Genomic DNA, 9,709 nt, shown 5'->3' on the forward strand with positions numbered 1-9,709 from the left:
ACTTGGTGCCGCAGGACGCGGCTGTCGAACAACGGAGAAGCACATGAGCGTCAACAACCCGCAAACCCGTGAATGGCAAACCCTGAGCGGGGAGCATCACCTCGCGCCCTTCAGCGACTACAAGCAGCTGAAGGAGAAGGGGCCGCGCATCATCACCAAGGCCCAGGGTGTGCATTTGTGGGATAGCGAGGGGCACAAGATCCTCGACGGCATGGCTGGCCTGTGGTGCGTGGCAGTGGGTTATGGCCGTGAAGAACTGGTGCAGGCGGCAGAAAAGCAGATGCGCGAGCTACCGTACTACAACCTGTTCTTCCAGACTGCCCACCCGCCTGCGCTGGAACTGGCCAAGGCAATCTCCGACGTGGCGCCGCAAGGCATGACCCATGTGTTCTTCACCGGCTCCGGCTCCGAAGGCAACGACACCGTGCTGCGCATGGTCCGCCATTACTGGGCGCTGAAAGGCAAGCCACAGAAGCAGACCATCATCGGCCGCATCAACGGCTACCACGGCTCCACCGTGGCTGGTGCCAGCCTGGGCGGCATGAGCGGCATGCACGAGCAGGGCGGCCTGCCGATCCCGGGCATCGTGCATATCCCGCAGCCTTACTGGTTCGGCGAAGGCGGCGACATGACCCCGGATGAGTTCGGGGTGTGGGCGGCCGAGCAATTGGAGAAGAAAATCCTCGAAGTCGGCGAAGACAATGTCGCCGCCTTCATCGCCGAGCCGATCCAGGGCGCCGGCGGCGTGATCATCCCGCCGGAAACCTACTGGCCGAAGGTGAAGGAGATCCTTGCCAAGTACGACATCCTGTTCGTCGCCGACGAAGTGATCTGCGGTTTCGGCCGTACCGGCGAGTGGTTCGGCTCCGACTACTACGACCTCAAGCCCGACCTGATGACCATCGCCAAGGGCCTGACTTCCGGTTACATCCCCATGGGCGGTGTGATCGTGCGTGACACCGTGGCCCAAGTACTCAGCGAAGGTGGCGACTTCAACCACGGCTTCACCTACTCCGGCCACCCGGTAGCGGCCGCCGTGGGCCTGGAAAACCTGCGCATCCTGCGTGACGAGAAAATCGTCGAGAAGGCGCGCAGCGAAGCGGCACCGTATTTGCAAAAGCGTTTGCGTGAACTGCAGGACCACCCTCTGGTGGGCGAGGTACGCGGCCTGGGCCTGCTCGGCGCGATCGAGCTGGTCAAGGACAAGGCCACCCGCAGCCGTTACGAGGGCAAGGGCGTGGGCATGATCTGCCGCACCTTCTGCTTCGAAAACGGCCTGATCATGCGCGCGGTGGGTGACACCATGATCATTGCGCCGCCGCTGGTGATCAGCCATGCAGAGATCGACGAACTGGTGGAAAAGGCACGCAAATGCCTGGACCTGACGCTCGAAGCGATCCTCTGACAGTTTGCTAGGCTAGCGATGTGACATTAAGTCGTTACAAGGCCCTGCTTTCCTTGATACAGAGCCTTGTAACTTGCCAGACTAGCGACTGTTTCAGTCGCCGCGCGCTCTGCACCGTAGGTCCTGGCTGCTGAACAGATGGCTAAATAAAAAATTCTGGAGCATTACGCATGAATAAAATGGGCAAGACGTTGCTGGCCGCCGCCCTGATGGGTGCCATGGCTACCGCTGTTCAGGCTGAAGACAAGGTGTTGAACGTCTACAACTGGTCGGACTACATCGCTCCGGACACCATCGCCAAGTTCGAGAAACAGTCGGGCATCAAGGTCAAGTACGACGTCTTCGACAGCAACGAAACCCTCGAAGCCAAGCTGCTGGCAGGCAAGTCGGGCTATGACATCGTCGTGCCTTCGAACAACTTCCTGGCCAAGCAGATCAAGGCTGGCGTGTACGAGGAACTGGACCGCTCCAAGCTGCCGAACTGGAAGAACCTCGACCCTGACCTGCTCAAGGCCGTTGGCGATGCCAGCGACAAGGACAACAAGCACGCCTTCCCGTACATGTGGGGCTCGATCGGCATCGGCTACAACCCGGAGAAGGTCAAGGCCGCGCTGGGCGTGGACAAGATCGACTCGTGGGACGTGGTGTTCAAGCCTGAGAACATCGCCAAGCTCAAGAGCTGCGGCGTGAGCTTCCTGGATGCCCCGACCGAAATGCTGCCGGCTGCGCTGCACTACCTGGGCCTGCCGAGCAACAGCACCAAGAAGGAAGACCTGAAGGCCGCCGAGGACCTGTTCCTCAAGATCCGTCCTTCGATCACCTACTTCCACTCGTCCAAGTACATCGGCGACATGGCCAACGGCAACATCTGCGTAGCCGTCGGTTACTCGGGTGACCTGGAGCAGTCCAAGGCCCGTGCCCACGAAGCCGGTGACAAGGTCAAGGTGGACTACGTCATTCCGAAGGAAGGTGCCGGTACCTTCTACGACATGGTCGCCATCCCCAAGGATGCCGAGCATAAAGACGCTGCCTACCAGTTCATGAACTTCCTGATGCAGCCGGAAATCATGGCCGAGATCACCAACGCCGTGCGCTTCCCGAACGGCAACGCTGCCGCCACCCAGTTCGTGGACAAGGAAATCACCAGCGATCCGAGCATCTATCCGCCAGCTGAAGTGAAGAAGCAGCTGTACGCGATCGCTGCGCCTGAAGCGTCTGCCCAGCGTGTGATCACCCGCAGCTGGACCAAGATCAAGTCGGGCAAATAAGCCCGATGCGGTACCTCTGGGCCGGGGAATCCCGGCCCAGAGCCAGTGAAAGGCAATTGATGATTGCGGCATCGAAGCTGCGAAGGTAAGTTGCGCGCCGGTTTTGCGTGTGCGGCAGCATTGTCGCTACCCAGGCACTGATTGTGAGGACCACCCACTTGTCCATTTCTGTATTCCGCAAGGCCTTGATGGCTGGAGCGGGCCTGACGCTGGCATGCAGCGTCCAAGCGGCGCCTACGGTGCACTTCTACAACTGGTCCGACTACGTCGGCCCGACCACACTCGCGGACTTCGAGAAAGCCACGGGCATCAAGCCCGTGCAAGACGTGTTCGACTCCAACGAAACCCTGGAAGGCAAGCTGCTGGCCGGCAACACCGGCTATGACGTGGTAGTGCCATCCAACCATTTCCTCGGCAAGCAGATCAAGGCGGGCGCGTTCCAGAAGCTCGACAAGAACCTGCTGCCCAATTATTCCAACCTGGACCCGGCGTTGATGAAACGCCTGGAAAAGAACGACCCGGGCAACCAGTACGCCGTGCCTTACCTGTGGGGCACCAACGGCATCGGTTACAACGTCGACAAGGTGAAGGCCGCGCTGGGCGTGGACACCATCGACTCCTGGGCAGTGCTGTTCGAGCCCGAGAACATGAAGAAGCTCGCCAAGTGCGGCGTGGCCTTCCTCGACTCGGCGGACGAAATGCTGCCGGCGGTGCTCAACTACATGGGGCTGGACCCCAACAGCACCAATGCCAAGGACTACCAGGCCGCCGAGAAGAAACTGCTGGCGGTACGCCCGTACGTGACCTACTTCCACTCGTCCAAGTACATCACCGACCTGGCCAACGGCGACATCTGCGTCGCGGCAGGTTTCTCGGGTGATGTGTTCCAGGCCAAGGCCCGCGCCGAAGAAGCGAAGAAGGGCGTGAACCTGGCCTACGCCATTCCCAAGGAAGGCGGCAACCTCTGGTTCGACGTGCTGGCGATCCCCAAGGACGCCAAGAACGTCAAAGAGGCGCATGCCTTCATCAACTATTTGCTGAAGCCTGAGGTTATCGCCCAGGTCAGTGATTACGTCGGTTACGCCAACCCGAACCCCAAGGCTGGCGACCTGATGGACCAGGCCGTGAGGACTGACGCCGCGGTTTACCCACCGCAGGAAGTGCTGGACAAGATGTTCGTGAACTCAGAGTTGCCACCCAAGGTGCAACGGCTGATGACCCGTAGCTGGACCAAGGTCAAGTCGGGCAAGTAAAAATCCAGGCCCGTGGCGGCACCTGTAGAACAGGGCTCGCGGGCACAAAAATCTTGTTGGGAGTTTCACTCATGGCAGTTGCCTCCGGTGCCTATAAAAAAGCCCTCGAGGGTGGCCAGCAACCCAAGCAGGTGCTGGTCAAGATCGACCGGGTCACGAAAAAGTTCGACGAAACGGTAGCCGTGGACGATGTGTCCCTGGAAATCCGCAAGGGCGAGATCTTCGCCCTGCTGGGTGGCTCCGGTTCCGGCAAGTCCACCTTGCTGCGCATGCTGGCCGGCTTCGAACGCCCGACCGAAGGGCGGATCTTCCTCGATGGCGTCGACATCACCGACATGCCGCCCTACGAGCGGCCGATCAACATGATGTTCCAGTCCTACGCGCTGTTCCCGCACATGACCGTGGCGCAGAACATCGCCTTCGGCCTGCAGCAGGACAAGATGCCCAAGGCCGAAATCGACGCCCGCGTGGCCGAGATGCTCAAGCTGGTGCACATGACTCAGTACGCCAAGCGCAAGCCGCACCAGCTGTCCGGCGGCCAGCGCCAGCGCGTGGCCCTGGCCCGCTCGCTGGCCAAGCGCCCCAAGCTGCTGCTGCTCGATGAGCCGATGGGTGCACTGGACAAGAAACTGCGTTCGCAGATGCAGCTGGAACTGGTGGAGATCATCGAGCGCGTGGGCGTGACCTGCGTGATGGTGACCCACGACCAGGAAGAGGCCATGACCATGGCCCAGCGCATCGCCATCATGCACCTGGGCTGGATCGCCCAGATCGGTTCGCCGGTGGACATCTACGAGACGCCTACCAGCCGCCTGGTGTGCGAGTTCATCGGCAACGTCAACCTGTTCGAAGGTGAAGTGGTCGACGACGCCGAAGGCCACGCGATCATTGCCAGCCCGGAGCTGGAGCGCAAGATCTATGTCGGCCACGGCATCACCACGTCGGTGGAAGACAAGCACATCACCTATGCCCTGCGCCCGGAAAAGATGCTGGTCACCACCCAGCAACCGACCTGCGAGCACAACTGGTCGCGCGGCAAGGTTCACGACATTGCCTACCTGGGTGGCCATTCGGTGTTCTACGTCGAGTTGCCGAGCGGCAAGGTCGTCCAGTCGTTCGTCGCCAACGCCGAGCGCCAGGGCACGCGCCCGACCTGGGGCGATGAAGTGTACGTGTGGTGGGAAGACGACAGCGGCGTGGTACTGCGGTCATGAAACTGCGCAAGCTCAAGCGAGCCTTCCAGCGTATTACCCCGGAGGGGCGGCACCTGGTGATCGGCGTGCCGTTCATCTGGCTGTTCCTGTTCTTCATGCTGCCGTTCTTCATCGTGCTGAAGATCAGCTTCGCCGAAGCCGACGTGGCTATCCCGCCGTATACCGAGATCTACAGCTACGTCGAAGACAAGCTGCAGCTGGTGCTCAACCTGGCCAACTATGGCCTGTTGACCGAGGATGAGCTGTATATCTCGGCCTACCTGGGCTCGCTGAAGATGGCCTTCTTCAGCACCCTGCTGTGCCTGCTGATCGGCTACCCGATGGCCTATGCCATCGCCAACGCCAAGAAGGAAACCCAGACGGTCCTGCTGTTGCTGATCATGATGCCGACCTGGACCGCGATCCTGATCCGCGTCTATGCCTGGATGGGTATTCTCAGCAACAACGGCCTGCTCAACGGCTTCCTGCTGTGGACCGGGTTGATCGACCAGCCGCTGCAGATCCTCAACACCAACCTGGCGGTGTACATCGGCGTGGTCTATTCGTACCTGCCGTTCATGATCCTGCCGCTGTTCGCCAACCTGGTGAAGCACGACCCGAGCCTGCTCGAGGCCGCTTCGGACCTGGGTTCGAGCACCTTCAACAGCTTCTGGAAGATCACCGTGCCACTGTCGAAGAACGGCATCATCGCCGGCTGCATGCTGGTGTTCATCCCGGTGGTGGGCGAGTTCGTGATCCCTGAACTGCTTGGCGGCCCGGAAACCCTGATGATCGGCAAGGTGCTGTGGCAAGAGTTCTTCAACAACCGTGACTGGCCGGTGGCCTCTGCGCTGGCGGTGGTGATGCTGGCGATCCTGATCGTGCCGATCCTGCTGTTCAACCGCAGCCAGGCCAAAGAAATGGAGGGCAGGGCATGAAGCGCTTCAGTTTCTCCAAGCTGATGCTGGTGCTCGGCTTGCTGTTCATCTACCTGCCGATGCTGATCCTGGTGATCTACTCGTTCAACGCCTCCAAGCTGGTGACGGTATGGGGTGGCTGGTCGGTGAAGTGGTACGTCGGCCTGCTCGACAACACCCAGTTGATGGGTTCGGTGATGCGTTCGCTGGAAATCGCCTGCTACACGGCGGTGGCGGCGGTGGCGCTGGGTACCTTGGCGGCGTTCGTGCTGACCCGGGTTACCCGCTTCAAGGGCCGTACGCTGTTCGGTGGCCTGGTCACCGCGCCGCTGGTAATGCCTGAGGTGATCACCGGCCTGTCGCTGTTGCTGCTGTTCGTGGCCATGGCGCAGATGATTGGCTGGCCGCAGGAGCGCGGCATCGTCACCATCTGGATCGCCCATACCACGTTCTGTGCCGCGTATGTGGCGGTGGTGGTGTCGGCACGCCTGCGTGAGCTGGACCTTTCGATCGAGGAAGCGGCGATGGACCTGGGTGCCAAGCCGTGGAAGGTGTTCTTCCTGATCACCATCCCGATGATCGCGCCGTCGTTGGCGGCGGGCGGCATGATGTCGTTCGCCCTGTCGCTGGATGACCTGGTACTGGCGAGCTTCGTCTCCGGCCCTGGTTCGACCACCTTGCCGATGGAAGTGTTCTCGGCGGTACGCCTGGGCGTGAAGCCGGAGATCAACGCCGTGGCAAGCCTGATCCTGCTGTCGGTGTCGCTGGTGACCTTCTTCGTCTGGTACTTCAGCCGCCAGGCCGAAGAGCGCCGTCGCAAGGCGATACAGCAGGCGATCGAAGAGGGCGCTGCGGCGAATGCTTCGCAGCCACAGGTCAAGCGCCCGGCGCAGGTGGCTGCGTCGGCCTGACCCGGCCTCTTCGCGGGTGAACCCGCTCCCACAGGGTCATGTGCAGTCTTCAAGACCTGCGCAGTACCTGTGGGAGCGGGTTCATCGGGGCGCCGAACCGCCGCGAATGCCCCAGCACAGATTCAAAGCCAGACTGCATCCCAATGTGGATAGTCCCTGACACTACTGACCAAGCCAGCCCGCAAGGGGTTGGCAACAATGTATCTGGCAACATGCACCATGCTCTCCTCCCGCCGCAGTGCCCGGTCCTGATACCCAGGCTGCCATACCGGATCATGCTCAACCCCCGCCTGATGCAAAACCAGACTGGACCTGGACTTGAACCTGCGCATCAAGGTGCCCAACGTCGTACCTTTCAACTCGATCAGCCAATGCAGATGGTCCGGCATCAGCACCCAGGCCAGTGATCGGCAGGCATGTTCCTGGTCTGATTGTCGCAGTTGGTGAATGACCAGCCGGGCATGGTGGAAATCATGGAACAGCGGCTTGCGCTGGTGGGTGACGGTGGTCAGCAGATAGAGCCGGCCAAGTTCTGAATAGCGACCACGGCGAAGCAGGTGAGACTGGGCTCGCGACATTGGCTTCTTCCTTGAATAGCAGGTGACTTTTCAAAGGTAGTGGCTGAGATGCAGGTGCTGTGTAGATCATGGTTTCTGGATATGGCAGAGACTTGCGGATGGCAGTACCGGCCCTTTCGCGGGTAAACCCGCTCCCACAAGGATCTGTGCAGCCTTCAGGGCTTGCGCATGCCCCAGTGGGAGATGCAGGTGCTGTGTAGATGATTGTTTCTGAATATGGCAGAGATTTGTGGATGGCAGTACCGGCCCTTTCGCGGGTAAACCCGCTCCCACAGGTATTGCACAGGTCCTGAAGGCTGCACATAACCCTGTGGGAGCGGGTTCACCCGCGAAGAGGCCCTCGAGGTGTACGACTTTTCATCAACTCAAACCAAAGGCTTCAGTCGGATCGGCTTGGGAATTATCCTACGAGCCGTGTGGAAGCTGCTCTGTTGCTGGGGAAATGCCCCAGGGATAACGTACTTGGGACTGGGTGTGAGAACCCAACGATATAGTGCTTTCGTCATGGCAACCGTGCGCGGGCAGACTTACGTCTGGCTGCGTTCCTATATCCGCGGTTTCTCACCTCGCGTACGGTTGCCGCCCTGATCCGTGAGAAAGATGAAGGTGGCAACTCCTTGTCCAGATATAGGAGATCCACCATGACCAATTCTGCTCCAGGCACTCCCCATCCATCACACAGCAGCACCGTCGGTAAAGAAACCTGCATGGACCTTTTCCGCGTCCAGGCCAATATCCCCTTCAACCATGCCTTCTCCGAACTCTCCGTAATGCTCGGTTGCATCAATCACCTGACGACCGAAGCCGAGATGGAAAATGACCGGCTGGCCGGTAGTGCCGCGAGAATTCTCAGTGGCTTTGCCAAAGCACTGATCGATGACATCGAGCTGGGACTGAACAAGGCTTCAGTTCAACTCTGACCTGTACCGGCCTTTTCGCGGGCACGCCCGCTCCCACACAGTCATGTGCAGCCTTCAGGGTTTGCTCAATACCTGTGGGAGCGGGTTCACCCGCGAAAAGGCCCGCGCAGGCGCTGAAAATGCCGACTAATCTCCATCATTGTCGGTTATCCAACCCTTAACTCCATTCCGGGTTGCGAACATCATTAGCAGACATAGCCACGTGGTAAGGGGGAGGTGCAGCTCCGGGAGTGCTGACTCCCGGACTGCCTTCAATATTAGCAAGTGGGGTCATCTCAATATTCGTGGTAGGAGTTACATCCGCGTAAGGCGGTGGACCGAAAGGTGCGTAGTCAGGAGGCGGTCCAGATTGGACAGGAGATTGGACAGGTACTTCTGTTTGCCGCCGGCGCCGAAGGAACGGGGCAGATAGTCGACTAGATGAAGTGACACGCATTATAACCAAGCCGGTCCCTACTGCAGCCGCAGTGAGTGCCAAGAACGAATAGAGTTCAGCCTTTTTGGGCTTCGTAACCGCCGTCGCAATTGCTCCTGCAATTGATGCTGCTATCAAGGTTAACGATAAAACATCCAAGAGCATTTTACGCGGGAAGTGCCCCGAGGGATCAGTACTATTCACCGGATCCCCCACACAATACGCATAAGCGTTCAGGCCACCCTCCTCAAACGGGCTTAGATTATCTGGGCTAAAGAACCTTCGGAGTATCGGGCTAAAGAGACGATAACCATTGCCTAGGAAGTAACAGCCTGTTGTCGTGTCTAGCTGCTCGCCGTTGAATGCGAAGGGGTTATTCGATTTGCTCTCGCCTGGGCGTCGGCCATAGGGGGTATAAGCGAACTGCGTCTTACCGGTGTGTCCAAATTCGCTCATGACGGTGTTGGTATTGTTCACCGTCATGATAGAACGCGATACCTCAGCACCTGATGTGCATTGCGCCAGGAGGCTACCCTGATGCCGGAAGATGGAGCGTGTTACAGACCCGCCGAGTTCGGTGGAAACACGGCCGTTCTGGTAGAAGCGGCGTGAACTTTTTGCAGCGGCCATGGGGCCTCCGAGGGTTCAAGGGTGAACAGAAAAATGCCTCTCTGTGGTGCCACTATCGGGGCGACCGGTTGGGGACACTATGTAATGCCCTGGCGATGATCGGCTACTGGCAGAAATGCCAGGTTTTCAACGAACAAGTTGCGCCGAGCCCGCCCTGTGACACCGGCCTCGGAATGTCTCCCTTGCGCATGTGGCCAGTGCCGTTTGTCCAACCCTGAA

9 protein-coding genes are annotated in these 9,709 nt (G+C 59.6%); 7 read left to right on the forward strand and 2 right to left on the reverse strand.

Going from position 1 to position 9,709, the window contains the following annotated elements:
• Positions 1–43: 43 nt before the first annotated feature.
• The 6 genes from ABIB24_RS10715 to ABIB24_RS10740 all read left to right on the forward strand — a co-directional run bounded on the left by ABIB24_RS10715 (position 44) and on the right by ABIB24_RS10740 (position 6,947).
• Positions 44–1,405, forward strand: a complete 1,362-nt coding sequence (locus tag ABIB24_RS10715; protein WP_137162633.1) for an aspartate aminotransferase family protein — start codon at positions 44–46, stop codon at positions 1,403–1,405.
• Between the two features lie 170 nt (positions 1,406–1,575).
• Positions 1,576–2,673: a polyamine ABC transporter substrate-binding protein gene (locus tag ABIB24_RS10720; protein ID WP_025341036.1), complete on the forward strand. Its 1,098-nt coding sequence runs from the start codon at positions 1,576–1,578 to the stop codon at positions 2,671–2,673.
• Between the two features lie 158 nt (positions 2,674–2,831).
• Complete coding sequence (locus ABIB24_RS10725) at positions 2,832–3,926, forward strand: polyamine ABC transporter substrate-binding protein (protein ID WP_137162632.1); 1,095 nt, start codon at positions 2,832–2,834, stop codon at positions 3,924–3,926.
• A 71-nt stretch (positions 3,927–3,997) separates the two neighbouring features.
• Positions 3,998–5,140, forward strand: coding sequence for a polyamine ABC transporter ATP-binding protein (potA, locus tag ABIB24_RS10730; protein ID WP_013974704.1), 1,143 nt, complete (start codon positions 3,998–4,000; stop codon positions 5,138–5,140).
• Complete coding sequence (locus ABIB24_RS10735; protein WP_013974703.1) at positions 5,137–6,057, forward strand: ABC transporter permease subunit; 921 nt, start codon at positions 5,137–5,139, stop codon at positions 6,055–6,057. Before potA ends, ABIB24_RS10735 begins: the two co-directional genes overlap by 4 nt.
• Positions 6,054–6,947 (forward strand): ABC transporter permease subunit, encoded by an 894-nt coding sequence (locus ABIB24_RS10740; RefSeq protein ID WP_003258560.1) that lies wholly within the window; start codon positions 6,054–6,056, stop codon positions 6,945–6,947. The genes ABIB24_RS10735 and ABIB24_RS10740 overlap by 4 nt, the downstream gene beginning before the upstream one ends.
• Positions 6,948–7,069: 122 nt before the next feature.
• Here ABIB24_RS10740 and ABIB24_RS10745 read toward each other — a convergent pair whose 3' ends face one another.
• A complete protein-coding gene (locus tag ABIB24_RS10745; protein WP_137162631.1) occupies positions 7,070–7,525 on the reverse strand; it encodes an REP-associated tyrosine transposase in 456 nt (151 codons plus the stop codon).
• Positions 7,526–8,166: 641 nt separating this feature from the next.
• Between ABIB24_RS10745 and ABIB24_RS10750 the strand changes: the two genes are divergently transcribed.
• A complete protein-coding gene (locus ABIB24_RS10750; RefSeq protein WP_025341033.1) occupies positions 8,167–8,445 on the forward strand; it encodes a DUF3077 domain-containing protein in 279 nt (92 codons plus the stop codon).
• 157 nt (positions 8,446–8,602) lie between these two features.
• Here the strand turns inward: ABIB24_RS10750 and ABIB24_RS10755 are convergent, their stop codons facing one another.
• Positions 8,603–9,490 (reverse strand): RHS repeat-associated core domain-containing protein, encoded by an 888-nt coding sequence (locus ABIB24_RS10755; RefSeq protein WP_137162630.1) that lies wholly within the window; start codon positions 9,488–9,490, stop codon positions 8,603–8,605.
• Positions 9,491–9,709 lie beyond the last annotated feature (219 nt).

Origin of the sequence: Pseudomonas sp. UYEF17 (assembly GCF_040546125.1) — a bacterium.
Lineage (GTDB): Bacteria > Pseudomonadota > Gammaproteobacteria > Pseudomonadales > Pseudomonadaceae > Aquipseudomonas > Aquipseudomonas putida_Z.